23 protein-coding genes are annotated in these 26,365 nt (G+C 53.3%); 7 read left to right on the top strand and 16 right to left on the bottom strand.

The window, feature by feature from the left end; genetic code table 11:
* Window positions 1–48: 48 nt before the first annotated feature.
* From DB48_RS13620 to DB48_RS13570, 11 genes are all read right to left on the bottom strand, one after another.
* Complete coding sequence (locus tag DB48_RS13620; RefSeq protein WP_041510780.1) at window positions 49–1,329, bottom strand: winged helix-turn-helix domain-containing protein; 1,281 nt, start codon at window positions 1,327–1,329, stop codon at window positions 49–51.
* Window positions 1,330–1,511: 182 nt separating this feature from the next.
* Window positions 1,512–2,360, bottom strand: coding sequence for an ABC transporter permease (locus tag DB48_RS13615; protein ID WP_041510779.1), 849 nt, complete (start codon window positions 2,358–2,360; stop codon window positions 1,512–1,514).
* A complete protein-coding gene (locus DB48_RS13610) occupies window positions 2,360–3,283 on the bottom strand; it encodes an ABC transporter ATP-binding protein (RefSeq protein WP_041510778.1) in 924 nt (307 codons plus the stop codon). The genes DB48_RS13615 and DB48_RS13610 overlap by 1 nt, the downstream gene beginning before the upstream one ends.
* Window positions 3,280–4,635, bottom strand: coding sequence for a nitrous oxide reductase family maturation protein NosD (gene nosD / locus DB48_RS13605; protein ID WP_052813790.1), 1,356 nt, complete (start codon window positions 4,633–4,635; stop codon window positions 3,280–3,282). Before nosD ends, DB48_RS13610 begins: the two co-directional genes overlap by 4 nt.
* On the bottom strand, window positions 4,613–5,101 hold the full coding sequence (locus tag DB48_RS13600) for a nitrous oxide reductase accessory protein NosL (protein ID WP_041510777.1): 489 nt from the start codon (window positions 5,099–5,101) through the stop codon (window positions 4,613–4,615). The genes nosD and DB48_RS13600 overlap by 23 nt, the downstream gene beginning before the upstream one ends.
* A 54-nt stretch (window positions 5,102–5,155) precedes the next feature.
* Window positions 5,156–6,103 (bottom strand): NrfD/PsrC family molybdoenzyme membrane anchor subunit, encoded by a 948-nt coding sequence (gene nrfD, locus DB48_RS13595; RefSeq protein WP_041510776.1) that lies wholly within the window; start codon window positions 6,101–6,103, stop codon window positions 5,156–5,158.
* A 2-nt stretch (window positions 6,104–6,105) separates the two neighbouring features.
* Window positions 6,106–6,810, bottom strand: coding sequence for a 4Fe-4S dicluster domain-containing protein (locus DB48_RS13590; protein WP_041510790.1), 705 nt, complete (start codon window positions 6,808–6,810; stop codon window positions 6,106–6,108).
* 60 nt (window positions 6,811–6,870) lie between these two features.
* On the bottom strand, window positions 6,871–7,563 hold the full coding sequence (locus tag DB48_RS13585) for a tetratricopeptide repeat protein (protein ID WP_041510775.1): 693 nt from the start codon (window positions 7,561–7,563) through the stop codon (window positions 6,871–6,873).
* 28 nt (window positions 7,564–7,591) lie between these two features.
* Entirely contained in the window at window positions 7,592–8,377 is a 786-nt protein-coding gene (locus tag DB48_RS13580; protein ID WP_235375403.1) for an FKBP-type peptidyl-prolyl cis-trans isomerase, read from the bottom strand.
* A gap of 68 nt (window positions 8,378–8,445) precedes the next feature.
* Window positions 8,446–8,871: a rhodanese-like domain-containing protein gene (locus DB48_RS13575; protein ID WP_041510773.1), complete on the bottom strand. Its 426-nt coding sequence runs from the start codon at window positions 8,869–8,871 to the stop codon at window positions 8,446–8,448.
* A 72-nt stretch (window positions 8,872–8,943) separates the two neighbouring features.
* On the bottom strand, window positions 8,944–10,983 hold the full coding sequence (locus DB48_RS13570) for a multiheme c-type cytochrome (RefSeq protein ID WP_041510772.1): 2,040 nt from the start codon (window positions 10,981–10,983) through the stop codon (window positions 8,944–8,946).
* A 467-nt stretch (window positions 10,984–11,450) separates the two neighbouring features.
* On the opposite strand from DB48_RS13570, the gene DB48_RS13565 reads away from it, so the two are divergent.
* Genes DB48_RS13565 through DB48_RS13555 form a run of 3 tightly spaced genes read left to right on the top strand, consistent with a single transcriptional unit; the run spans window position 11,451 to window position 14,445 of the window.
* Window positions 11,451–13,409, top strand: a complete 1,959-nt coding sequence (locus DB48_RS13565) for a heme lyase CcmF/NrfE family subunit (protein WP_052813789.1) — start codon at window positions 11,451–11,453, stop codon at window positions 13,407–13,409.
* A complete protein-coding gene (locus DB48_RS13560; RefSeq protein ID WP_082035640.1) occupies window positions 13,406–13,843 on the top strand; it encodes a cytochrome c-type biogenesis protein in 438 nt (145 codons plus the stop codon). The genes DB48_RS13565 and DB48_RS13560 overlap by 4 nt, the downstream gene beginning before the upstream one ends.
* A complete protein-coding gene (locus DB48_RS13555) occupies window positions 13,840–14,445 on the top strand; it encodes a TlpA family protein disulfide reductase (RefSeq protein WP_041510771.1) in 606 nt (201 codons plus the stop codon). Before DB48_RS13560 ends, DB48_RS13555 begins: the two co-directional genes overlap by 4 nt.
* 121 nt (window positions 14,446–14,566) lie before the next feature.
* On the opposite strand, the gene nhaC is transcribed toward DB48_RS13555, so the two are convergent.
* On the bottom strand, window positions 14,567–16,087 hold the full coding sequence (gene nhaC, locus DB48_RS13550) for a Na+/H+ antiporter NhaC (protein WP_041510770.1): 1,521 nt from the start codon (window positions 16,085–16,087) through the stop codon (window positions 14,567–14,569).
* Between the two features lie 381 nt (window positions 16,088–16,468).
* On the opposite strand from nhaC, the gene DB48_RS13545 reads away from it, so the two are divergent.
* Both DB48_RS13545 and DB48_RS13540 read left to right on the top strand, forming a co-directional pair.
* Window positions 16,469–17,047: a nucleoside triphosphate pyrophosphohydrolase family protein gene (locus tag DB48_RS13545; RefSeq protein WP_041510769.1), complete on the top strand. Its 579-nt coding sequence runs from the start codon at window positions 16,469–16,471 to the stop codon at window positions 17,045–17,047.
* A gap of 226 nt (window positions 17,048–17,273) precedes the next feature.
* Window positions 17,274–17,810, top strand: a complete 537-nt coding sequence (locus DB48_RS13540) for a thioredoxin family protein (protein WP_041510768.1) — start codon at window positions 17,274–17,276, stop codon at window positions 17,808–17,810.
* Between the two features lie 54 nt (window positions 17,811–17,864).
* On the opposite strand, the gene DB48_RS13535 is transcribed toward DB48_RS13540, so the two are convergent.
* From DB48_RS13535 to rhlB, 3 genes are all read right to left on the bottom strand, one after another.
* Complete coding sequence (locus DB48_RS13535) at window positions 17,865–20,843, bottom strand: TonB-dependent receptor (protein WP_041510767.1); 2,979 nt, start codon at window positions 20,841–20,843, stop codon at window positions 17,865–17,867.
* Window positions 20,844–21,135: 292 nt separating this feature from the next.
* Window positions 21,136–22,068 carry a Ppx/GppA phosphatase family protein gene (locus DB48_RS13530; protein WP_041510766.1) on the bottom strand — a complete coding sequence of 311 codons (933 nt, stop codon included), beginning with the start codon at window positions 22,066–22,068 and terminating at the stop codon, window positions 21,136–21,138.
* A complete protein-coding gene (gene rhlB, locus DB48_RS13525) occupies window positions 22,068–23,375 on the bottom strand; it encodes an ATP-dependent RNA helicase RhlB (RefSeq protein ID WP_041510765.1) in 1,308 nt (435 codons plus the stop codon). Before rhlB ends, DB48_RS13530 begins: the two co-directional genes overlap by 1 nt.
* A gap of 171 nt (window positions 23,376–23,546) precedes the next feature.
* Between rhlB and trxA the strand changes: the two genes are divergently transcribed.
* A complete protein-coding gene (trxA, locus tag DB48_RS13520) occupies window positions 23,547–23,873 on the top strand; it encodes a thioredoxin TrxA (RefSeq protein WP_041510764.1) in 327 nt (108 codons plus the stop codon).
* A 231-nt stretch (window positions 23,874–24,104) separates the two neighbouring features.
* On the top strand, window positions 24,105–25,370 hold the full coding sequence (gene rho / locus DB48_RS13515; RefSeq protein WP_011864143.1) for a transcription termination factor Rho: 1,266 nt from the start codon (window positions 24,105–24,107) through the stop codon (window positions 25,368–25,370).
* A 50-nt stretch (window positions 25,371–25,420) separates the two neighbouring features.
* Here rho and DB48_RS13510 read toward each other — a convergent pair whose 3' ends face one another.
* Complete coding sequence (locus DB48_RS13510) at window positions 25,421–26,332, bottom strand: LysR family transcriptional regulator (protein WP_041510763.1); 912 nt, start codon at window positions 26,330–26,332, stop codon at window positions 25,421–25,423.
* Window positions 26,333–26,365 lie beyond the last annotated feature (33 nt).

The raw sequence follows: 26,365 nt of genomic DNA, 5'->3' as shown, positions 1-26,365 counted from the left end.
CTATCGCGCTAGCCCTGACCTTTAAGGTCGGGGCTTATGCCCTCACCGTCAGAGGGCTACCTTCTCATACTTGGTCCAGGCGACCAGACTGCCAAGCAATGGCACCACCCAGACCGCAGTGCCGTTGTCGGCATGTATTCGCATGTAAAACAGCTCCTCGTCGCGAATATTATGTTTACGAATCTCACGATAGAAGTGCATCGCCGAGTCACTCACCACCTCTGGCATGATCAGATCTTTCTGCCTGACCTTAACATAAAAGACATCCACATCCAGCTGACCAAGCTGCTGACGATACTGCTCGAACTCGCCGCGGATCTGATACTTAATCGGCGTGGTCAGGCAGTCCTGATCCGTAATACAGGCGCGGGAGTAAAACTTACCACTGAGAGGTTTGTCGTACACTAGGGAGATCCCTAAGTCGGCACGTACCAGCAACTCGTCTGCCACCGGAAAATAAATATCACCATTGTAGTGATGTTCCACCAGCTCACCTTCGGCCTCGCTAGGGGGGATCAGGATACGGTTGTAGCGGATCCTATCTTCCATGCGCTTACTCAGCTCGACAAACTCCACCATGTTGAGGCCGGCAGGCTTCAGGTCGATTTCGGTCAAATTGATGATCTTATCTCGGCGACACTCGCCGTTGTCACCCAGGTCGCATACCGCTACCGAATAGTGGGTGCCATCGGTAAAGGCGAAACCACCAAAATGATTAAATCCCTCAATGCTATTGCTCTCGGGCGCAATATGCTTCTGCCAATTGGAAGGATGTAGACTATCGACCCCTTTAGGGTGGATCAGCGTCAGTGGCCGCTTGGTTCCCCCTATGTTCAGATTGATTTCACTGCCTGACACCCACTTGGCCGCATGTTTCATCACCTTATGATAATCACTCTGATACCAGAGGGTGGCCACAATCCCCAGCACAATCAAGATGCCGCTAATCTTAACCATCAAGGAAACATCGATCAGCGCATCTTTGATCGACTCTGCATCAGTCACCGCCAGCATGGTGACACGGGATTTAGGTGAGACATGTAGCTGGTAGCCACGCCGGGCGACCGTTTTCAGTTGAACTTCGGGGAAAGGCTCCAGCTTCTTGCGAAGAGTGCTGATGCATTGTGTCAGCGAGGTCGCCGCCACCACACGATCGGGCCAGCCAACGGCGATCAGCGCTTCTTTATCACAGATGGCATCAGGCTGAGACAATAGGTGCGCCAACACCGCCGACTCGGAAAAGCTCAGCCCTATGGTGGCACCACAGGTGCGATCATGCAGTTGGTGCGCCTCATCATCGAACTCAAGATATGGCGTAATTTTTAACACCTGACACCTCAATAATTCCTAATCATCAATTAGAAATATCTTATTGTTATCTTTGATATTTTATTAATGTCCCTACAAAATTAACGTGATTATTCACTCAAATACTGCGCCAGGATTTCAGGCAGCCACGAAGAATGTGAACTACCGCCCAAAACCCTGCCCCAATATACTGCGGCTAAGCACTACACTAACTTGGTGATAAATACGCGGCGAGTCCAAAACAGAAGCAGCAATGGCCAGGCAACGCAGGCCCCCAGCAAAAGCGGCAAGCTCCACTCATACTGAGCCAGCAGTCCAAGGCTTCCCAGAGGGGCACCAGCACTCACCAGGTTAATGGCGCGGTAGAGATCGGTTGGATTTAGCAAGATAAGCAGGTTGACCAACCATTGGCTGCCATAGCCGAGATCGGCCACCAAGAGCGCCAACAGCAGCAGATCATAGATAAGCACCAGGGCAAACCAGAGTCCCAATAGACTCCCTACCGCTCTGGCCTTTTCTGCCGATTTCAGGCTCACCAGGTAACTGATCAGAATGAAGATTGTTGCCAGCAGGCAGCTACTGGCAATCAAGAGCACAAAGGCCGACAGTATCTCCTCCCAGGCCTCACCACGACCAAACAGCATCAAGATTGCGGCGCTACTGCCGTAGCTGCTGGTAATGGCAGCAAATGTCACCGTACAGTGGGCCAGCAACTTACCGACAAGGATCTGCGACTTACTCACCGGATAGGTAAGCAGTAAGCAGAGAGTGCCCGCCTCCTCCTCCCCCACAAAGGCATCATGACTGAGCAAAATCGCCGCCAGGGGGATGATAAACACAGAGACAGTGGTCAAGGATGCGATAACGCTACTTAGGCTAGGTAAGGCTAGCGTGCCGCTGACGGCGCTGCCGGCAAAAGTCATGCTCAACGCCAAGACCCAGAAGATGGCAAAAACCACCAGCACCCAACGATTTCTGAGGCTGTCTTTCAGCTCTTTGTTCGCGATCACCCAGATGAGGCCGAGGCTCGGCCGCTTAGCTATGGTCAGCATCAGATATCTCCCGGTGTCAGGCTCAGTCCCAGCTCGTTTAAAACCTGCATCTGAGCCATTTTGGCATGGTACACCTGCGCCAGATCCGGGGTGCTCACCTTAACATCATACAGTTGGCACTCTAAGATCAGATATTTCATCAACACCTCACGTTGTGAGACAGGACAATTTAAGCCGCCGTCTGCGTAAAAAGATTTTAATAGGGGATGGGTCGCTACCAGGCTATCCAGGCGTGGATGCTCTACGCGTAGGTTCATGTTGCCGCTGTGCAGCAGTTCGTCGAGCGTACCGAAGGCAAGTCTGCGCCCTCTGCCGAGAATTAAGGCCAGATCCAGCTGCGATTCCACCAGCTGTAGTTCGTGGGTACAAACAATCACCGTACTTCCCTGTGTAACCAGCTGTTTGATCTTGTGATAGATAAACTGCGACGCCTGCGGATCGAGCCCCACAGTAGGCTCATCCAGCAGCAGCAACCTGGGCCGGGCCAGAATAGCCTGAGCAAATCCCAGGCGCTGTTTCATCCCTTTGGAGTAGTCCTTAACCGACTTGTGCTGCGCATAAGCCAGGCCAAACTCCTCCAGCAGCCGATTCACAGTCTGTTTTGAGATCCCCTTTAACGCCGCAAAATAACTCAGTACCTCATGGCCGGTTAACTTGTCGTAAAAACTAATGTTCTCGGGAAGATAGCCTATTTCAGTCATGGCACCCGATGTCGTCACCGCACGCCCGAATACGCTCACCTCGCCCGAGGTAGGACGCAATAGGCCTAGAATCATCTTGATCAGCGTCGACTTGCCCGCACCGTTATGGCCCAAGAGCGCCATCAATTGGCCGCTCGGCAGCGAGAAACTCAGTTCATTCAGGGCGCAGCGCTCATCAAAGAAATGACTCACCTGCCTCACACTCACCGCTATCTGACTCATAGTGCCTCCCCGATATGCGGCACGAAAGCATTTAACGGCACCATCAGAGGATAGCTGTCTACCACGCCCGCAGAATGCTCGTCTTGTATCTGGTTATCCAACCATTTCAGTAACTTCACTATGGGGCTCTCCATTAAAAACCTTGCCTCCGGATACAGCCAAAACAGACGATCCAAATTATCATTGGGCAGATGCTGACTGTCGCCTATACCATCACCGTCGAGATCCCAGCCCTGATAGTCGCTCCAGTAATTTCCCCGGCCTTGAAAGCTCCACTCTACTCGCTGTTCCCCCACGTAGCGCACCTGGGTCGTATTCGCTAAAAACTGGTTTTGATAAACGGCATTGTCTTCACCGCCTAGCGCCATGGCGATGCCAATCTGATTACCTGTAACTGAATTGCCGATGATTTGATTGCGTTGAGCGCCGTATACAAACAAGCCTTTGCCTTCGCTAAACAGATCGCCAGCCACACTATTGGCCATCTGGGTCGCCTCAATCTGATTGGCTTGGATCTTGGCGTCATGGGTAAGATTGAGCAGCACCCCAAACTCCTGGGCGTGCTGCACTGTGTTTGCGATCAAATGAATACCCTGCGAGTTCATCAGGGCGTAACCACCACTCACCCGAGTCGCCAGGTTGTCCATGGCTTCATCCTGTTGGGTATACATATAGTGCAGGCCATACTGCAGATTGGAGAGATGATTGCTATAGATGCGGCTGCCTATACCCGACTCAAGGTAGATACCATCACGCACCTTGCTGATACGGTTGCCGCGAACAGTAGGATGATTCACCTTCAGCAGATGAATCCCATCGCCGCGATCCAGCAAAAATGTCTGCTCATCTCCCTGTATTTGATTATCCAGCAACCTAAGGTCGCTCACCTCGCTGGCGTAAACACCGAAACTGGGACCGACAAGGCGATTGGCAATAATCGCCACGTCGTTTGCGCCGGGCATCAGGCGAATGGCGGCATCCTTCTCATAGAGATCCTGCCCCCAGTGCTGCACTGTCACCCGGGTAATACTTACCCCCGGCGCACTGACCACGATTGCCGAACCGACTCCCTGAGCATCGAACACCACGCCAGGCGCGCCGATGAGGGTCAGGGGCTTTTCGATGTGAAAGTGCCCCCGATAGAGCCCAGGTTTTAGCCGTATCTCTGCGCCTTGGGGCATGGAGGCCAACGCCGAGTGTAACGTCTCGCTGTCCACCACTGTGACGTGCCGAGTCCCGCCACTGGATTGTGCCAGCACTGGCGCCATAAACAGTAAACCACACAGGCACAGGCCCAATGACTGAGCCAACACAGGCCAAAGGCGTTGCTTAGTCAGTCGAAAGTAACTCAAGAGTGATCTCGTCATATTTGAACACGGCGCCGCCATACTGGCGGGCAAACTCTTCGGCCGCAGTGAGAGTTGAGAAAGGAGCTACGGCAACACCCATCACCGCCTTACGATTGGATCCATAGACATACCAGGCCTTGGTAGCATCGATGAAATGCTCATCGTCCGGATACTGCCAATCTGTTGCCGCCATATCGTGCACCCAAAGTGTCTCGACCTGACGTCGATTCTCGGGCTGCAGGGCAAACATAAACATGTCACGGGTCGAACAGAACTTAGGTTGCAGCTCTCCCCCCTTAAGATGCAGGCTCCCCTTAGGGCCGGGATACTGCTTCACCATCATGCCGCACATGTGACAACGTTCATGGGCGTCGATCATCAGACTCGCGTGACTATGAGTGTCGCTCTCGGCCGCGCCGCACCCCGACATAAACAAGGAACAAATAAAAATGAAGATAAAGGCTCTCATTGTGTCTCCTAAACGGATAATCAGCCCCTGTCACACAGGGGCTGAGCTAAAGGATCAAATCGCAAAGTTTTGACCGGCGTAGAGGATGAACATCCTCAGGCACATCATGCCGCTCACGGCGCACAGGCCCGAGAGGTAGAAGGCCTGGGCCGAATGACTGAATTGCTTACCTGTGGCGAAGTTCAACAGCAAGGGGCCGCCAAAACCCACACCCACGACACCCAGCCAGAACACCATAGACCAGCTGCCGCTGTGGAAGGCCTCGAAGGCACTCTGCGCGCCGGCATTGCCAGTGGCCAGTGACATGATGATCATGAAGAGGAACAAGGCCTCGGCAAACATGATCGGCCACTCGGCGCCGTGCAAAATCTGCATGTCGCTGCTGTGTCTATCTTCCTTAAACAACCCAACCGCCAGCATCTTGGCCGCCGCCGCACCGGCCGACAGACCAGAGGCCACAAACAGCGCAGGCAACACCGAGGTGTTGATGATAGGGAAGCGAATCAAGGCTGAGATTAAGAAGCCTGTATAGGCACATACGGCCAGCGCCAATAGCAACACTAAGGTTTCACTCGCCCGTCGCCAGGGTCTTAACCTGTCGATAAGCGGCAGCAGCGGCGCCAAAATAGGCTGGCGACGGATCTCCTCCTCCAGGGCAAACAAGGCGATCAAGGCGACCAGCGGGATATAGGCCGACAAGGCGATCACCCCGACAGACATCACGGAGTTGAGGTTGTAGTAGACCAAGATACGCCAGAAAAACAGCGGATTGGTCAGGTCCAACACCAGACAAAGCATGCCCAGAGCTATGGTCACGAAGGCAATTAGCGCCGATGCCTTGAGGAAGGGGGTGTTAACGCTCTGCTGTTTATAGAAGCGAATAAACAGCGCGACCGACAGGGCACCGCCCGAGATACCGGCAAAAAACAGGTACACGGCAATGGGCCAGGGCCAGGCAACCCCTTCCGACAAACCTATGGTAAATCCGAGTGTTCCGTCCATCTCTATACCCCCAACTTAACGATAGGAATGTAACGTAGGCTCGGTTCGGTCCCCAGGTGGGCCTTAATTCTTACCGAATCCTTCACCGCCAACAAACGGCTCACATAGGAGTTAGGGTCGTTGGCATCGCCAAAGATCAGGGCGTCGTAACGACACTCCTGCACGCAGGCTGGCAACTCTCCCTTGCTTAATTTGCTCTCGAGGCAGAAGTCACAGTTATCGGCCACATCCGTCTCACTATTGATATAGCGCGCGTTGTAAGGACAGGCGGCGATACAGTATTTACAGCCGGCACACTTACTGGCATCCATGGTGACTATGCCTGTGTTGGGATCTCTGTGAGCCGCCCCCGTTGGGCACACAGACACACAGGGGGCATTCTGACATTGCTGACAGGAGACCCGCACATACTTACGCTGGCAATCGCAATCTGTCTTGCCACAATGGGGGCAAGCCTGCCCCGCAACGGCAGATGACTGCTGCTCCAGTATCACTCGCGAACGTCCCTCGGGCAGGTTGTTGGCCTTATTACAGGCCTCCTTACAACCGCCACACCCCACACATTTATTTTGATCGAACACCATCACATAGTGTGGCGATTCGGTTTGAGCAGTCTGCTCCTTAACGCTGCAGCCCAAGGGCGCCAACATCAAAGAGCCGGCTCCTAAGCATTTCAGGAACCTCCGTCTCTCTATATTTTCACTCACAGCATCCTCCATCCGTCGGCACGCATGCCGACCTCATTGAATCTTTCATCTTGGTGACTTTTACTCAGATGCAGTCACGGTACGGTTAGCCATTTTCTGCTCAGCGTTGACAATCGCACTGTTAATCGATGCTCGGTTTATGTTGGGGTTATCACTGTCCAGTAACTGTTGCCAATAAGCGATCGCCTGTTGAAAATCCCTATTCAAATAAGCGTGGGTCGCCATCAGCAGCAGTGACTGCACTTCCTTAGGATCGAGCGCCAGCGCCTGAGATATTGCAATCGATACCTCCAGACTCATGGCGCGGTTATCACGGTAATAGAGCGCCGTCGCCTTCATGCCAAACAGCTCGGCGTCGGGCGCTATTGCCAGTAATTTGTCTAGTGTCGCTACCGCATCGCCATAGCGACCACCTTCGGCGTAGGCATTGGCCAGATTGAGCAAGGCAAGCCTATCGAGGGGGGCATCATCTAAGATACGCGCATTCTTGTTGATATCGGCGGCAATCAGGTAGTCGATGTTTTCGTCTATCTGGCCTGTGTGCCAGTCGTTAAAACGCCCCAGCAGACCATAGAGGGTCAGTGGTATCAGCAGTAGCATGCCTGTCACCCAAATTGGTGTCTGGATCCGCTTCCTAGCAGGGATGGTCGCATCACCGGCCTTGGCATTCGCCGCCTGGATGAAATAGTGGCGCCAAACAGGCGCAATAAAACAAACAAGCGTGACCGCCATGGCAAACACTAAATGATTCATAACAAGCACCTACTGCCGATAACCTAACCTAGTGACCCATGCCCATAATGCCGCCCATGCCCATACCACTTAGCCCCATGCCATGGGTATTTTCGCCAGGAGCCTCAAGCTTGAGCAGCTCAACATCGAAGATCAGGGTCGAACCCGGTGGGATAATCCCCACCACCTCTTTGCCGTAGGCCAACTCGGCAGGAATGGTCAAGCGATAGGTGGAACCCACGGGCATCAGGGCTATCCCCTCTTTCCAGCCATCAATCACCGACATTAGGGCGAAACGATTGGGTTCATCGCGCTCATAAGAGTTATCAAATTCGGTTCCATCGAGCAGCTTACCTACGTAGTGAACCGTTACCACGTCAGACTCGACAGGTTTAGGGCCATCGCCTTGCTTCAGCACTTCATACTGAAGACCCGATTCGGTTACCGTCACCCCAGCCTTGCTCTTGTTACCTGCCAGATAGGCTTGTCCCTCGGCCAGATGCTTGTTGGCCAAGGCCTCCAGCTTGGCGCTCTTGGCATTGTTGAGCCACTCGGCGCGGGCGTTGAGATGGGTCAGTATCTCCTCATTGGACATCTTGCCCTCACCCTTGAGGGCATCGACGACCCCTTTGACCACAGTGTCGATATTGACCTGGGCACCTAAGTCGACCTGGTTATAGATCTTGCCCGATATGTAATGGCCCACGGACGCACCTAATGCATAGGAGGCATCTTCGACCTCCTGAGGCGACTCGCTGGCCACGGCAAAGAATGACCCACTCAAGGCCAGGGCTAAGGTGGTAACACGACAAGATTTCAGTAGACTCGCTTTCATATTCACACTCTCGATCATCTATTGCTCAAAATGCTTACTGTTCAAAAAGTTATGCAATGATTTGTTTATTATGGTTTTTCAATGGCTCGACCCGACAGGCGCCAGCCATAGATCCCATCGTGCATCTGCATCACATTGGTGTAGCCCAGCTTCATTACCTGATGGGCGGCGATCTCGCTGGCATTACAAAGGCGATTGGCGCAATAAAACACCATACGCGCCGCCTTATCTTCCGGCAGCAGGGTCTTCCAGTTATCGACATTGAAGTAGACGGCCCCAGGGATATACCCCTCGGCCCAAAGCTCTAAGGTATTGACGTCGAAGAAGTAAACATTCCCCTCAGCCAGCAGGGCTTCGGCCTGGGCCAGACTAATAGTGTGCAGGCTATGTTCATACCTGTGAGCCGGTGCCATCTCGGCGCCGCCGCCCGCCTGACTGCATAGCGGAGTCAAGCCCAACAGCAAGGCCAAAGACAGGCCTATTCTCGATTTCATCTTCTCTCTCCCCTAATACCCGGCGCCTGGCGTGGCGCCGGGTGGTTAGTCAATCACGTTATTGTGAGAGAACTAGTTCGCCTTGGCCGAATAGCCACTGCCATCTAAGATCTTCTGCGCTTGAGTCACATAGGTCAGCGCGGCATCCAGACGCTTCTGGCTATAACGGAAGCCATGAACACCCCAAGAACCATCTTGCTTGATCAGATCCACTGTGGCCTGAGCCTTCTCCGCCAACATCAGCACCTGAGTCTTGTCTTCGGTAGACAACTTAGTGACCTCAAGCAGCTGATCGATACGCACCAGCGCCTGCTCAACCTGACCGAAGACCTCTTTGATCGGCTTCTGCCACTTCATGACTTCACCGTAGATCTCCAGCTGATCCTTATAGTGCAGGCCGGTTTCTAGCTCAGATTGGAACTGGCTGTGACAGCCCTTGTTTTCCACCACATCGTGGTCAGAAATTGAGGTGCGGGCACAAGACCACATGAGATCCAGGTAGGTACGTCCCTCCTCGTTCTTGGCCACAGTCCAGCCTTTAGCCGCATCAGGTCCCTGAGTTCTAGGCGCTCCCTCTGGTGGGTTGAGCGTCTTGCGCACAGGGTCGACATCAATCTTCCACATGTGTGACTTACGAACGGCGTCGAAGCCTGCTTGATCGGGGAACTGCATCGCCTTGAAGTTTTCACAGCTACCCATGTTTGGCATGTGACAGCTCTGACAGGTCTGGTTGGCGTGAGTGTCTGTGTTACTGGCTATCACAGTCTGCGCCTCGTGACAGTCCTTACAGTCTTTCTTCAACTTAGGCTTAGTGATACCCGACAACCAGGAACCATCGGTGACCTCGTGAGGGTCGTGACAGGTGGTACAACGCATGCCTTTCTCATAGTGCGCCGAACCATACATCTGTGAGCCTTCGGTACCACAAGAAGGACATAGCGACTTCATCTTCACGCCAAAGGCCAATTCAGGTTTTTCCTGTGCGGCTGGCGTCTCGGCCATGACAGGATCGTATTGGAAGCGTTGATGACAACGTTCGCAGTTAGACTGCATACCGCCAGTACCGCCATCTAGGTGGCCACCAGCACCGTGGCACTCCTCACAGGCAATGCCCTTACTGATGGTGTGTTCCTGCAGCTTCTTAGGATCGCCCAGGGCATCGAAGTACTCTTGCTGAGACTTAAAGTCGAACTTGAAGGTATGACAAACTTCGCAATAAGAACTTGCTGGCTGGAACAACATCTCTTTACGGTACTTGGCGCCGTAAGAGCTCATGCCCCACTGATGAGACCCCGAGTCACCATATGCAGCTAAGGTGGTAGGGAACTCAGGGATCACGGCGTTGATCTTCTTAGCCATCTCAGGGGTTAACCACTCGGCCCAACCACGAGAAAACTGGTTAGCACCGGCAACCATCTTGCCGGTACCATCCTTCAATAAGCCGCCTTCGATATGGTAAGAGCCACGCACCAACCAGGCATCGATGAAGCCATATTTGGTTCTGGGCGTACCCACGGTCGCATAGATCACATCCGGCGTGATGCCGTCGGGGAGAATAGAGGTGTCTTTAGTGCCATACATTGTCTTGTTGAGGTCGTTGTCCACCTCGGGATGTTCCCCAGGGAAACGAACTGTCTTGGCATGACGTGAACGGCTCCACTTCTCATACTGGGTCGCATGACATTCGGCGCACTTTTCCGGGCCGACAAAATTGTTGGGAAAATCCAGGATAGACTTGGCACCTAGCCTGTACTGTACGGCTCTGGGTTTACCCACTTTCTTGCTGTAGTCAGGGCTATGGCCGGTATCCAGATACTCTTCGCCACGATCACTGACATGATAATCGCCAACCAGATTGCCCGCTTCCTGGTATTTGAACATAGGGTGGTTTTCAAACAAGAAGTCAAATAACGCGGCTTCTTGAACTACATAGTCCTGAAGGGTTTTGACGCCGTTGACTTTTTCCATGCCCTGATAGTTTGCGATCGCGCCTTTGGCAGTTTCGCCCATCTCAGGCACGCTGTTGTATTTACCACCAGCAGCGTTCACATTGGCAATGGCACCGAAACAAAATAGCGCACTCAAGGCTACCTTGTGTTTCCATCGTCTCATCATTCACTCCTAAATATTTTTAGTTTTATCTGTTTATGCTTAATTCCAGATCGGCTCATCCTTTTCGCTGACGGGAATTAAAGGGAATAAACCTCATCGTTAACCGAACGACTTTACAGCTGAGCAGCTTCAGTATTTTTCACAGACCAAAGACAAAAAAGTTGAGCTGGCGCACAGGGAAAAAACCATGAGTTGTGAACAGATATAAAACAAATAAAAACATAGGTTTAAATGTTTTCAGTGTTTTCTTTTTTAGTTCTAAAACCGGTATTTTTAGATCTCAAAAAACCTCAAGTCGCTTTTTGAGTTATGAAAAAGATTGAGGGAGAAAAGGGGTAAAACGGACCCTGCCACAGCTCACAGAATTCATGAAGAAGTTCACCTAAGGTTAGGCTCAATCAGAGACAAACTTACCCATCACTATTAGTTAGACGAATCATTTTGTTCGATTGGTTTAAGGCGAGGCGATGAACGCAGAAATTGGCTTATTACTTCTTACTATCTCACTGACGCTATGCTTGCTCATGGCCGCGATGCCTGTTGCGCAGGCCTGCCGTTGCCGCGTGGCACTGCAGGACTACCTGTCTCTCTTTATTAAGCTAAACACGCTGGCGCAACTGGCTAGCCTATTGATCCTCGTTTTCCTCTTCCTGGATAACGACTTTTCTGTGGCATACGTGGCCAATAACTCCAACAGCCAACTGGCCAGCCTCTATAAGGTCGCCGCCGTCTGGGGAGGACACGAAGGTTCTATGTTGTTTTGGGTTGCCGCCATCGGCATTTGGAGCTGGGTGATCAGCTTGAAGTCCGATGCCACCGCGCCCTTTTTTCACTACCTTCACGCGGTCCTAGGTGCGATTCAAGCCGGATTAATCGCCTTCCTCCTCATAGGTTCAAATCCCTTTGCCAGGCTATTACCCGGCATCCCAGTCGAAGGGCGGGATCTCAACCCCATACTGCAAGATATCGGTCTTATCCTGCATCCACCTCTGCTATTTGTGGGATATGTGGGGCTGGCTGTCTGTTTCGCCGCGGCTGTCGCCGCCTTGTTAGACAATAGCCAATCTATGAAGCATCACTGCCGAGTGATGCGCCCCTGGGCCATTCTGGCGTGGGCCATGCTAACCGGTGGCAACGCCTTCGGCTCCTGGTGGGCATATAACGAACTGGGCTGGGGCGGATGGTGGTTTTGGGATCCGGTCGAAAACGCCTCGTTTATCCCCTGGTTAGTCGCCACGGCGCTAATGCACTCACTCATTTTAGGCGAGCAAAGGGACAGGTTTCACGGCACCAGCCTGTTTCTCGCAATACTCGGCTTCAGTCTTTGCCTGCTGGGCACCTTTCTGGTTCGCTCGGGCGTGGTGCAGTCGGTACACGCCTTTGCTGCCGATCCCCTGCGTGGCGCAGCCATGCTCACCCTGTTCGCTCTGGTTTCTATCTGCGGCTTTACCCTGCTGCTGCACAGATTACCAAAACTCATCAGACCGATAAGCACTCAAGGGCTGAGCCGGGAAAACCTGATGCAACTTGGCAACCTATTACTGCTGGTTGCCGCGCTCTCCATCTTGCTGGGCACCTGCTATCCATTGCTGTATGAAGTCGTCACGGGGCAAAGCATTTCGGTGGGGGCGCCTTACTTTAATAGCCTCTTCATTCCATTAACTGGGATCGTCAGTCTCTTCATGGGCGCCGCCCCCTTGATGGGGTGGCAGGCATCGCGTCAAGATGCGATGAAACCACTCGCGCTGCTGGCATGCATCTGCATAGTGGTCAGCTTCAGCCTCAATTATCTAATGCTGGGTGAAATAGATGCTCACTTTATGCTCGGCAGCTTCGCCAGCCTCTGGCTGGTCTCCTGTACAGGCCTGTATGTACGTAATCATCTGAGAAAAATGACGCTCCCTGTCGGCAACAGACGCTTTTACGTCATGTGTGTAGCCCACCTAGGTGTGGCGTTGAGTATCTTAGGCGCCACCTGTTCAAGCTACTTTCAACAGGAAGAGCTACTGAGGATGGGACCAGGTCAGGGGAAGGTCGTAGCGGGCTATACCTTTATCTACCAGGCAACAGAAACGGTCTCGCACACAAGCTACAGTGCGCTACAGGCCAAGATAGAGGTGAGAGACAAACGCGATCAGCATCTGACCTATCTCTATCCGCAGCGCCAGACCTTTAATAGCAACGCCATGCAGATCTCCGCTGCGGGGATCCATCGTAGCCTGTTTGCCGATCTCTATATCTCCATGGGCAACCAACTCAGCGAGAAGGAGTTTTTAATCCGCATCAGCTACAAGCCACTCGTCGGCTGGATCTGGATTGGCGCCCTCATCATGATGTTTGCCGGTCTCAGCCTGTTGCGCCCGAGCGACGCCTGCAGACAAGCCCGCGTGTCGCCCCCTCAACTCGCGGTAAAAGGAGCCCGATGATGACAAGCATTAAGCGACTAATTCTACTTGGCGTCACGCTCACACTGCTCCTCGGGCAGGCACAAGCAGAGGTGCAGACTAACACCTCCTTGCAGGCACCGGCGGTGCTAAAGCGCCAGGCCATAGAGATTGCAGCCACCCTACGCTGCCCCATGTCCACCAATCAGAACCTGCTGGACTCACAAAGCCCGATCGCCAGCGAACTCAAGGCGGAGATCTATCTGCAACTTGAACGGGGCAAGACGAGCGATGAGATTGTCGACTTTATGGTCGCCCGTTACGGTGAGCGGATCCGCTATATGCCCAGCCTGACATCGGGTACCGCACTCCTCTTTTTTATGCCGCTCGGGCTGCTTGCCGCCGTCCTATTCTGGTACCTGCGACAAATGCATACGCGCCGACCATTACCCCATAGTCAGGAACACAGATCATGAGAAAATTACCACTTCCCCTGCTCGCCTTTAGCCTAATGACGCTCAGCCTACCTTCCCTGGCTGTCATGCCAAGTGCCAAGGTGTATGACACAGGTGAAAACTTACCCAAGCCAATGATCATGTCGCGCTTTGTGGAGATGACCAGCGCCCGCAAGGTCGACGAGGCCACATTCGAGGATCTCAATGGTCATCAGGTGAAGCTGAGTGATTATCGAGGCAAACTAGTATTAATCAACCTCTGGGCTACCTGGTGCGCTCCCTGCATCAAGGAGATCCCTATGATGGATAAGATAAGACGGGACAATCTCGACAAAGATCTGGTAGTGCTGCCCCTATCCATCGACGAGGCCCATGGCGAGGTCGCGGCCTTTCTGGCCCGCCATCAGCTGGCAGGCTACCCGACGCTAATCGACCCCAAGCAGCAGGTGGAAACCATGCTGCCGGCCAATATTGTTCCGGCCACCTACGCCTTCGATGGCGAGGGCAACTTGGTCGGCTTCTTACGCGGTTACCTCGATTGGGGGGATAAGGCGGTTCAGCCCTATCTGGAACAACTAACTGCTAAGTACGCCAACCCTGACACGGCAAAAAATCTTCATTAAGCAATCGCGTCATTCGGCGCCGTACCCACCATCACACTTTATTGCTCCCGCCCGGCATCACGCCAGTCACTTCGCCGGGCGGATTTTTTTAATCCGGCTCAAAGCGGGTTATGCCGCCAAATTAAGCCACGGCCTCCATGGCTTCACTCTCTGCCAGTCGCTCAATCTTGATGTCATAGTGGGCGTACGCCGCGCTGATGAAGGGACAGATGAGATTGAAGAAGGCGAAAGGCAGATAGGCGATGGTGGCCACGCCTAAGGTGCTGGCCATGTAGGCACCGCAGGTATTCCAGGGCACCAAGGGACTGGTGATGGTGGCCGAATCTTCCAGGGCACGGCTCAGGTTAACCGGTGCCAGGCCATGTTTTTCATACTCGACCTTGAGCATACGACCCGGCAGCAAGATGGCAATAAACTGATCGCCTGTGATCAGGTTAGCGCCGATGCAGCTGGCCAGGGTGGTGATGATCAGGCTGCCACTGGATTTCACCAGACGTAGCACCCCTTGCAGCAACCTTTGTAGCAGGCCGGTTTTCTCCATCACGCCACCGAAGGCCATGGCACAGAGGATCAACCAGACGGTATTGACCATGCTGCTCATGCCGCCGCGGCTCAGCAGGCTGTCGAGCGTCTTATCCCCCGTGTTGGCAGTATAACCATCGAACATCGCCACCCAGATCCCCTTCACTAGGGCGACCATGGTGGGCAGGCTGTCGTCGTTGACGAACTTGATCACCCCGTCGAACTGGAACAGCGCCGCACAGATGGCACCGGCCAAGGTGCCGAGAATCACGGTCGGGAAGGCGGGCAGCTTCTTGTAGGCCAGCACTAAGACCACCAGCAAGGGCAGCAGCAGATGCAGGCCCGGGTAATACTGAGCCTCGATGCGTGACATGGTCGCAGCAAGATCCGTCACCGCGCCGCTGCTGTCGCTGCTCAGGCCGATAAACAGAAAGCCTGTCAGGGCCAGCAATATGCTCGGCGTGGTGGTCCACACCATGTGGCGAATATGACCAAACAGCTCACTACCGGCGACGGCTGGCGCCAGGTTGGTGGTGTCGGACATGGGCGACATCTTGTCACCGAAATAGGCGCCACTGATGATGGCACCTGCGGTTATCTCGACGCTGAGCCCCATGGCACCGGCGACGCCAATCAGCGCGATACCTAAGGTACCGGCGACCGTCCAGGAACTGCCGATACTCAAGGCCACAACCGCGCACAGCAGACAGGAGGCGGCGTAGAAGTAATCTGGGTTTAAGATCTTCATACCGTAGAAGATCATGGTGGGCACTGTGCCGGCCAAGATCCAGGTACCGATCAGGGAACCGACCGAAAACAGGATCAACAAGGCGCCCGTGGCCAGGGAGACGCTCTTGACGATCCCCGCCTCCATCTCCTTCCAGCTATAGCCGTTCTTCACCCCGATAACCAGGGTGATACAGGCCGCCATGATAAGGGCAATCTGATTGGCGCCATAGGAGCTGTCTGAAGAGAACAGATACACTGATGCCGTTAACATGCAGACCAAGGCAAAAATGGGGATCAGGGCATCTAATAGCGTCGGCTGCTTGTGTGTGGTGCCCGACGCGGGACTCGAATCTCTGCCAGGCTGTTCTGGCGACTGCGGATGAGAGGTCATGGATAATCCTTATTATAATTATGGGGTTTCCTATTTTTCTCCCCGCCATCACACCGGCCCTATTAATTCGGGCATCAAAGGTTTAATCCTCAGGCGGGCCGAACATAGTTACACATTTTTAACAATCCAGTCCAGACCGGCCTGGGATGCCGATACGCCCAAGGCGCGGCAAAGCCATGCCGTTGAGCGTATAAATTCATCACTAAGGCGGTTTTGAGCGTGGTTATGCATCTATTGCACATATATTCTGGCTTTTAAAAGGATGAAAAAAGTCCCTAATACTCGCTGACTTTGCGCCTGGAAGTCAGCTTTCAATTACTGCGCCGTTAAATTAAAATTGCCGCCACGCATTTAGACATTCAAGACCCAGAAGGCACACAGATGAAACTGACCGCACTCGATCAGCCCCTTTACGACCACCTCTACCGCGACATCCACCAGTTCCGCTCTACCTTCGATCTGCCTATCGAAGATGAGACCAGCCTGGATGAGCAGGCCGATACCCTGCACACCTCTTTGGCGATCGAGGAGTTAACCGAGCTGGCCGAGGCTGACAGCCGCGTCGAGCAGGCCGATGCCATCGTCGATTCGGTTTATGTACTCATGGGCCGCCTGGTACATCTGGGGGCTAAGCAAGTAAATGATCGCCTGGAGATCAGCTATGTGATCGATCTGCTGCTGCATGTCGCCAAGAACCGCGACATCGACTTCATCCGCTGCTGGGACGAGGTACATTCGAGCAATATGAGTAAGGTGTGCCGTAACGAACAGGAACTGCAAGAAACCATCGCCCACTACGCCAAGCAGGGTGTAGAGATCATCGGCAGTCGCAAGGGCGACTTCATCATCGCCAAGTGCGCCAAAGATGTGGAGATGGCCGGTAAGGTGGTGCGTCAGGGTAAGGTGCTCAAGTCTGTCTACTATCGCCCAGCGGATCTCGCCAAGCTAGTCGCCGCCTAACCACCTCGCGCCCCGCAGGGTTAACACCTTGTTGCCGATAGCGGAAAAATTCTGCAATTTAGCGACAAATGTGTGAAGCCCTGCGCCAAGCAGACCATCATGGCGTGATCCAGTTAACAGCTCGCCGCATTGGCGCTACTCTCGGTGCAACTTAGATGATTGAATAGCATCAGAATGAAATGAATGCTCAATTCTGGTTTTTGTCTACGGGCCTGAGGTACTATTTATGACCAATAATATTAAAGCATTACTTGCCACCACAGCGCTGTTCTTTAGCACTCAGGCACTGGCAAATAATGGCTGTGCATTTGATGAGAAGCAGGAAGGCTTTATCGCCACCTGCAGTGAGGAGAAACAGGAAGTGATACTGACAGGCGAAGTACAAGCCCAGACCTTAGTCACAGAGCTTGACGATTTCACCCAGGGTTATAAGAGCTATCAGGTCGACGAGGCTGCCATCGCGCCAATCAAGAACCTACAGACACCAACCGAGATCGTCGTCATCATCGGCACCTGGTGCCCAGACTGCCACCGTGAGACCCCGCGTTTTATCCGCATCATGGAGGCGGCCAACAACGCCAACATCAAGGTGACTTACATAGGCGTGGATCGTAAGAAACAAGACCCCGAAGGTCTGGCGGCCAAGTATGACTTTACCCGCATCCCAACCTTCATCGTGAAGCAAAATGGCGAAGAGATTGGCCGTATCGTTGAGCGCCCAGAAACCTCACTCGAGGTGGACTTGGCGAAGATCCTCAACTAAACCCGCTTCAATAAAAAAGGCCGCAGATGCGGCCTTTTTTGATCTTAATCCCGATTAAAAATCGTAGCGTATTGATGCACGTACATATCTTGGCGTCTGGAAGCTGTCGGCATAACCGTAGCGAATGTTCTTATCGCCACTGTCTAGCTCATACTGCTCATCCACACCTGTGATGCCGTCGAAGTTAAACAGGTTGTACACGTTCAACTTGAAGTTCAGGCGTCCCGCGGTGTCGAAATCCATGGTGTAAGACAGGTTCAGATCTATGTTGTAGACCCAATCTGTGCGACCCATGCTACCACGCGGTGCCGCCTCGCCATTGGCGTAGAAAGATGAGGCGCCGTACCAGTCACGACCATAACAGGTGCCGTCGATGGCGATCGCCTTCACACAGTAACCCTGATCTGCCGGATGCAGGCCGAAGGCGTTGATCGGACGACCCGACTGCAGGTAAGAGTTAAAGCCGACACTCAAGTCATCAGTGATGTGATACACACCATAGAGCTTGAAGTTATGGCGTCTGTCGTTAGGCAGATAACCATCGCCATTATCCATCAGCTCTGGGTAGTCGAATGAGGTGGTCCACCCCGGATCGGCCTGCTCGTTGTCCGAGCGTACCAGACCCTCTGTGTTACCTTCACTCTTAGACCAGGTATATGAACCGTTGAGGGTAAAGTCTTCGGTCACATTACCGCTAAAGCTCAGCTCGACCGCCTTATAGGTACGCGTCGCCTTAGGGAAGCCCATCTGATCTGCGGTCACGTTTACCGTTTCCTTCACACCATCGCCGTCGACATCATAGTGGATCTCAGTACCTATGCCTGGGTTGGTTAGGGTTGGGAACCAACCACCGACGAAGTAATCTTCGGCGCTGGTCTCACCATTGCCGGCATACCAGGAAGAATCGTAGTTTTCCTTGATCCACTGGTTCATACCATAGTTAAAGGACACGTCTTCAATCGACTGCTTAAGGTCGCGATAGACACCGCGAATACCCACGGCCCAGTCGTCGTTGAGCTGCTGCTGGAAGCCCAGGGCAAACTCATCCGAGTACATAGACCCAGCCTTGTTGTTAAACAGCTGGTCGGCATCTGGCACAGTGCCATCGGCCACCACGCGGCGAGAGATCTCATCCCCCAGGATTGGCGAGCCATCGGCATTCACACCATTAAGATGGCTGACGATGTGCGAATCGTAGGCGGCAGAGGCCATACGCAGGTTGGTGTTTGGCGATACCGGCTGGAAGTAACGGCCATAGGAGGCGTAAACCTTACTTGAACCGTCACCGATCACATCCCAGGTGACGCCTAGGCGTGGGGCAAACTGACCATCGAGATCGACATACTTGTCGCCAGAGCCTGTGGTGTTGCTGAACTCGCTGTAACGCACGCCGGCATTGACTGTCACAGTATCTGTGACCATCCAGGTGTCAGACACATACAGGGCGGTGTGCACGTTTTCTGTCTCACTCGCCTTACCCCAGATACGCAGATCCGCGTATTCCGTGCCTTCGGCCAGACCATAGGCGTTATCGGCACCTGCGGTGTAATACTCATACCAGCCGTCACCGTGCGGTGTGTAGAAGTCGGCGATTTCGAGGCGCTCATAGTCATAACCGGCGCGCAGCGTGTGATCGCCAATGACCCAGTCCAGGTCGATACGATAGGTAATACGCTTATCTTCTGTCTCGGAAGAACCATAGCCAACCCAGTCACCCAGACGCTGATAGCTACCGGAACGGTAATCTTCATAGGTGGACTGATCTAGGGTGCCCGAGTTGTCCTTGGTGGATTGCGTGATCTCACCGTACATGGCCGACAAGGTGATGTCGTCGGTCAGATAACCCGTATATTGGGCGTTCCAGCCTATGCCGCCATAGGTGCTCTCGGTAAGACCGATGGCATCACCACGGCTACCATCCTCTGCACGGCGATACTGAGTGCTGGCATAATCCCCTTCGTTGCTGAAGGCCATCACGCCAATTGAGTGATCCTCGTGAATGAACCAGTCCACCTTGGTAAACCAGCGGTTGGTATCCCACTCTTTGTCACGCAGCGTGGTCTCGCCATAGGCGGTCGACTCTTCGCCATAAGGGTTCCACAAACCATAGAAGAAGAGCTTGTCTTCGATCAGTGCACCCGAGGCCCAGAGGTTATATTCGGTTTCCTGCCAATAGGCATCTGAAACGGTTTCTATGCTGCCATCGTCTTTCATGCGCGGCATAGGTTCGGCCAGGGCATCGGGCGCAACTTCAGCCTTGGCACCAAATTGCCACTCGTTGTCACCCGACTTGGACACCAGGTTTACGACGCCACCGATGAAGCGACCATATTCGGCCGACACGCCACCTGTCTGTACCTCGGTTTGCGAGATGGCTTCCCAGGGCAGATCGATATCGCCCATACCTTTACGTAGGTCGGTAATATTCAGTCCGTTCAGGTAGTAACCGTTCTCGGCCACCGAAGACCCGGCAATGGCCACGCCACCGAAACCGTTATCGCCCGCTACTGCGCCAGGGCTCAGCAGTGCAATGGAGGTGGAGTCTAACTCTACCGGTAGCTGGTTGAGCTCTTCGATAGAGATCACCTGGGAGTTAGTGGTGCTCGAGGTATCTACGCGGCTGATGCGGGCGCCGGTAACCGCGATGCGCTCCACTTCATTGTTCTGTGCATCCAGTGCCACATCGAAGGTCAAGGCATTACCCACGGTCACGGCAACGTGCTGCTCTTGTACCTGATAGAAACCATCCTTAACGATAGTGATGGTGTAATTACCGATCGGCAGACCCTTCAATGAAAAGCTACCGTTGGCGCCCGTAGTTGTCTCCTTGACTATGCCTTTGCTTTCGTGACGAATGATCACCTTGGCATTATTCACATCGGCGCCGACAGCACTTGTGATATGCCCTTTAATCGTGCCCAGACCATCGGCCGCCATCGCGGCTGGCGCAGACATCATAAGTACCGAACCGACAGCGATTGCCGCCAGGGTCTTTCTCGGGACAAAACGCTTAGTAGCGTTACTTCCTGACATAAGTTTTATCTCCCTTCTCTTTATTATTTTGCTGACGTCCGAGGCAATGAATTTAAGGTTTTATGGGTACAGCCCCCGAACGCAACAAAAACATAACACAAAAGACATATTTTATACAATCTTCAATATACAAAAGTTCTTCATGCAGAGCAGTTGAGAGGGAGACAGGCAATGCCGGTTCGCAAGCCTATGAAAATAATTAGATTATTTGAGTTTCGTCAGGGAAAGGAGGAGAGATACCGAAGGCTAAGGGCGTTAATTCAATGTTGGCCATCGCCAAGCTACGATGGCATTAGGCGGGTAAAACTCGCTGGGCAAGTTGATGCAGCACGCCTTCTCTCAGGGCCCCGCCGGAGAGGTTGAGGGACTGTATGTCGAGTAGATTAAACAGGGCCGATAAGATGGCTAAGCCAGCGGCGAAGGTAGGTGCGCGCTCGCTATGCAGGCCGCGAATGTCTCTCAGGCTCACATCTGTCTGCGCCAGCACCTCGCCCCTGAGATCACTGAGCACCGCCGGGGTGATGGTTTCACTGGCGCCGCGATCATTTAGTAGCTCCACCACAGACTGCACCGTACCCGAGGCGCCGACCACACAGTGCCAGCCATAATCGGTCAGCTGTCTGCGATAATCCCCCAGGGCGGTTTCGACCTGATGCTGAGCCGCATCGAAATCCAGTTGCTGAAATGGGAAGCTGTTGAAGAATTTATCGTTGAAGGTGACGCAGCCCATGGGCAGGCTGGTCTTAAGCAGCACCTTATTGCCATCCCCTATGATGAACTCGGTACTGGCACCGCCGATGTCGATCACCAGGCGTCGCCCCTCGCCCTGGGTGGTAGCAACCATCCCCTGATAGATGAGCTCCGCCTCACGCAGGCCAGAGATGATCTCTATGGGTTGTCCCAGGATAGGCAGAGCGGCCTCACAAAAGGCCTCGGCATTGCTGATACTGCGCAGGGTCGCGGTGGCGATAACGGCAATATGCTCGCGACTGACCCCGTCCTGGTCCAGCATCTGCGAAAACATCTGCAGACAATCCAGGCCACGGTCGAACACCTCGGGGCTGAGCACGCCATCTGCACCTATCCCCTCGGCAAGGCGTACCTTGCGCTTATACTTGGCCACTACGGTCGGCTTGCCGGCACGGGTTTGCGCCACCAGCATGTTAAAACTATTCGAGCCTAAGGTAATGGCCGCATACAAGGGACTGACGCCAGAGTGCTTCATTAACTGTGTCTACGGGTCCTGTCGTGACGTCTTGGACGAGCACCTGGACGGCCACCCTGAGGTTTACCGCCACCCGAACGACCCGCTGGACGTGGCGAGTGCTTACGATGAATTCGCACCGGTGGCGGAATATCATCAAGCAGCGCTTCGCTGTCGTAGTTAGTCACAGGGATGCTATGTTGAATATAGCTCTCGATAGCCGGCAGGTTCAGGGCGTACTCTTCACAAGCGAAACTGACTGAGACCCCTTTCTGACCCGCACGTCCGGTACGACCGATACGGTGCACATAGTCTTCACAATCATCGGGCAGGTCATAGTTATAAACATGAGACACGTCCGAGATATGCAGGCCGCGCGCAGCGACGTCGGTGGCCACCAGGATATCCAGCTCACCCTTGGTGAACTGCTCAAGAATACGGATACGTTTCTTCTGCGGCACATCGCCGGTAAGCAGGCCAACCCTGTGACCGTCACCTTCCAGGTGGGCCCAGAGGTTTTCACAGCTGTGCTTAGTGTTAGAGAACACAATCGCCTTCTCTGGCCAATCTTCTTCGATCAGGCTCAGCAGCAGGCGCATCTTATCTTCCATCGACGGATAGAAGATCTCTTCGGTAATGTTCTTGGAAGTCTTCTCGCTTGGCGCGATCTCGACCTTCTCAGGATCATTCATATGATCGTAGGCCAGCTCCTGCACCTTCATCGACAATGTTGCCGAGAAGAGCATGTTCAGACGATCGTTGGCATCTGGCATGCGTCTGAAGAGGAAGCGAATATCTTTGATAAAACCGAGATCGAACATGCGATCGGCTTCGTCCAACACCACCGCCTGAATGGCGCTGAGGTTGATCACCCCCTGACGCACATAGTCTATGATGCGTCCGGTAGTGCCTATAAGGATATCGACCCCTTTATCCAACACCTTACGCTGTACTTCGTAGCTTTCGCCGCCGTAGACAATACCCACCTTCAGGCCGGTATGCTTCGCAAGCAGCTCTGCGTCCTTGGCGATCTGAATAGCCAGTTCGCGGGTCGGTGCCATCACTATGGCTCTAGGCTGGTTGAGTTGACGTCCGTCGGGGATAGGTGTGGTTAAGAGATGATTGAAGGTGGCGACCAGAAAAGCCAGGGTTTTACCTGTACCCGTCTGCGCTTGGCCTGCGATATCTTTATGTTGGAGTAAAATCGGTAATGATAATGCCTGGATAGGCGTGCAATATTCAAAGCCGCTTTCGACTAGTGCCTGTTGTATCTCTGGATGCAGAGAAAAGTCGGCAAACTTTTGATTAGTTAAATGTGTTTCGCTCATAGCGCAAGCATACCAGTTAGGGTTGCAATAAGGAACTCGATCGTTTGAAATAACGGCTAATAAAAAAAGACCGTTGAAAGCCGCGAATAACTCTTGAAAAGCGAATTTCAGACCCAATATACAGGTTAAGCCATTAACAAACCAGCAATGGCACCCTAACTGGAGAACATCATGAGCGATAAAATTATTACCCTAAGCGACGACAGCTTTGAAAACGACGTTTTAAAATCAGACCTCCCAGTCCTCGTTGATTTCTGGGCAGAATGGTGCGGCCCTTGCAAAATGATCGCCCCTATCCTGGATGACGTTGCAGACGAATATGCCGGCAAGGTAACTATCGCTAAGCTAAACGTAGACCAAAACAACGCCTCTCCGGCTAAGTACGGCGTACGTGGCATTCCAACACTGCTTATGTTCAAGAATGGTGAGCTTGCCGACACTAAAGTAGGCGCCCTTTCTAAGACTCAACTGAAAGAGTTCATCGACGCACAACTATAAATGCATCGATCCCTATGACATTTTTGTCATAGAAAGTGATTCTCGACACAGCTTAGTCAAGTAATTGTGTCGAGGGTCGCTAAATTTCTAGACGCCCTGCTCCTATAGTGCTACTTTAATAACCAGAAACTTTCTCATTAACCACACCTCGCTATTTCGATTAATATCCAAACAACTTTATGCTATTAGTCCTAGAATAGCTTTGTCTCGCAATATACAAGACCCACCACAATGAATTTATCAGAATTAAAAGAGAAGTCGATTTCAGACCTGGTCATTCTGGCCCAGGATATGAAAATCGAGAACATGGCCCGAGCCCGCAAACAGGACATTATTTTCGCAATCCTTAAAGCCCACGCCAAAAGCGGTGAAGATATTTTCGGTGGCGGGGTACTCGAAATCCTGCAAGATGGTTTTGGTTTCCTTCGTAGCGCAGACGGTTCTTACCTTGCAGGTCCAGACGATATCTATGTTTCACCGAGTCAGATTCGCCGCTTCAACATGCGCACCGGTGATACCATTTTTGGTAAAATCCGTCCCCCGAAAGAAGGTGAACGTTATTTCGCGCTACTGAAAGTCAGTGAAGTAAACTTCGACAAACCCGAAAACTCCCGCAGCAAGATCCTCTTCGAAAACTTAACCCCACTTCACGCAGAAGAACGCATCCGAATGGAGCGTGGTAACGGTTCGACCGAAGACATTACCGCCCGTATTCTCGACCTCTGCTCGCCTATCGGTAAGGGCCAGCGTGGTCTTATCGTGGCACCGCCGAAGGCTGGTAAGACATTGCTGCTGCAAAACATCGCCCAGAGCATCACCTACAACAACCCTGAAGTTGTGCTCATGGTACTGCTGATTGACGAGCGTCCGGAAGAAGTGACCGAGATGCAACGCCTGGTGAAAGGCGAAGTGGTTGCCTCGACCTTCGACGAGCCAGCCAGCCGTCACGTACAGGTAGCCGAAATGGTCATCGAGAAGGCTAAGCGTCTGGTTGAACACAAGAAAGACGTAGTGATCCTGCTCGACTCTATTACCCGTCTGGCACGTGCCTACAACACAGTGATCCCATCATCTGGTAAGGTACTGACAGGTGGTGTTGACGCCAACGCACTGCATCGTCCTAAGCGCTTCTTCGGCGCGGCACGTAACATCGAACACGGCGGCAGCCTGACCATTATCGCCACCGCGCTGGTCGATACGGGCTCTAAGATGGATGAAGTGATCTACGAAGAATTTAAGGGTACGGGTAACCAGGAACTCCACCTGTCTCGTAAGGCCGCCGAGAAGCGTGTCTTCCCTGCCATCGACTTCAACCGCTCGGGTACCCGTCGCGAAGAGAAGCTGACCACACCGGACGAGCTACAGAAGATGTGGATCCTGCGTAAGATCCTCAACCCGATGGACGAAGTCAGCGGCATGGAGTTCCTCATCGACAAGCTTGCGATGACCAAGACCAACGAAGAGTTCTTCACCGCAATGAAACGCGCTAAGTCCTAAAATCTTAAGACTTTAGCAATAAAGAAAAAGCCGCAAACATGCGGCTTTTTTTATACCTGCTCGGCAAGCCTCTGGGCGCGCTGAGCACAGCGCTGGCGCAGCTGATCCCTCAGGGTCAGCACCAGAGGCGTCACATGTTGCCGTCCTGGGCAGACGAGATAGAGATCGGCGCTCTCGCCACTGTACTGAGTCAATAGTGGCACCAGGGCGCCACAGGCCAAATCATCCGCCAGGTCCAGTGATGACTTGTAGACGATCCCCTTGCCCGCCAGCGCCCACTTGCGGGCCACCTCGGCGTCGTTACAGGTGCGATTGCCCGACACCCTCACCCTATGTGTCTGACCGTCGCGATAGAAGCACCATTGGTCATGAGTCTTCTCATCTAACATGAAAAACAAGCAGTTATGCTTCTCCAGATCGCTCAGGGTTTCGGGGCGACCATGACGGGCAATATATTCCGGTGAGGCACACAAGATGCGCTGGGCCGAGCAGATCTTAAAGGCCACCAGGCTAGAATCTTTCGGGGTGCCGCTACGCAGGGCGACATCTATCTTGTCGTGATAGAAGTTGGTCAGGCTGTCGGCGAGATGCAGCCTCAGCTGCAACCTGGGATATTCGTCCATCAGGTGATCCAGCCAGGGCAGAATATAGTTACGTCCCGCATCAGACGGCAGGGCGACGCTCAACTTGCCGGCAATCTGCGACTTGGCGCAGGCCAGCGCCTGCTCCCCCAGGCGCAAGTCCTCCAGTGCCCGGCGACAATAGCTCAGGTAGCGCTCGCCGGCATCGGTCAGGCGCAGGCTTCGGGTACTGCGGATAAAGAGCACGGTATCCAGCTCCTTCTCCAGCCGCTTCAGGCTGGCGCTGGCCACCGCCGCGGAAATCTCCAACTCCACAGCCGCGCCGCTCAGGCTGCCACAGTCGGCGACCCGCACAAATAACAATAGATCATTGACCTGCATGACTTACTTCCTCGCCCTCTTACCGCATCTCTC

The organism is Shewanella sp. cp20 (assembly GCF_000832025.1).
Lineage (GTDB): Bacteria > Pseudomonadota > Gammaproteobacteria > Enterobacterales > Shewanellaceae > Shewanella.
Note: the sequence above shows the minus strand (reverse complement) of the source record. Positions and strands in the feature narration are given on the sequence as shown.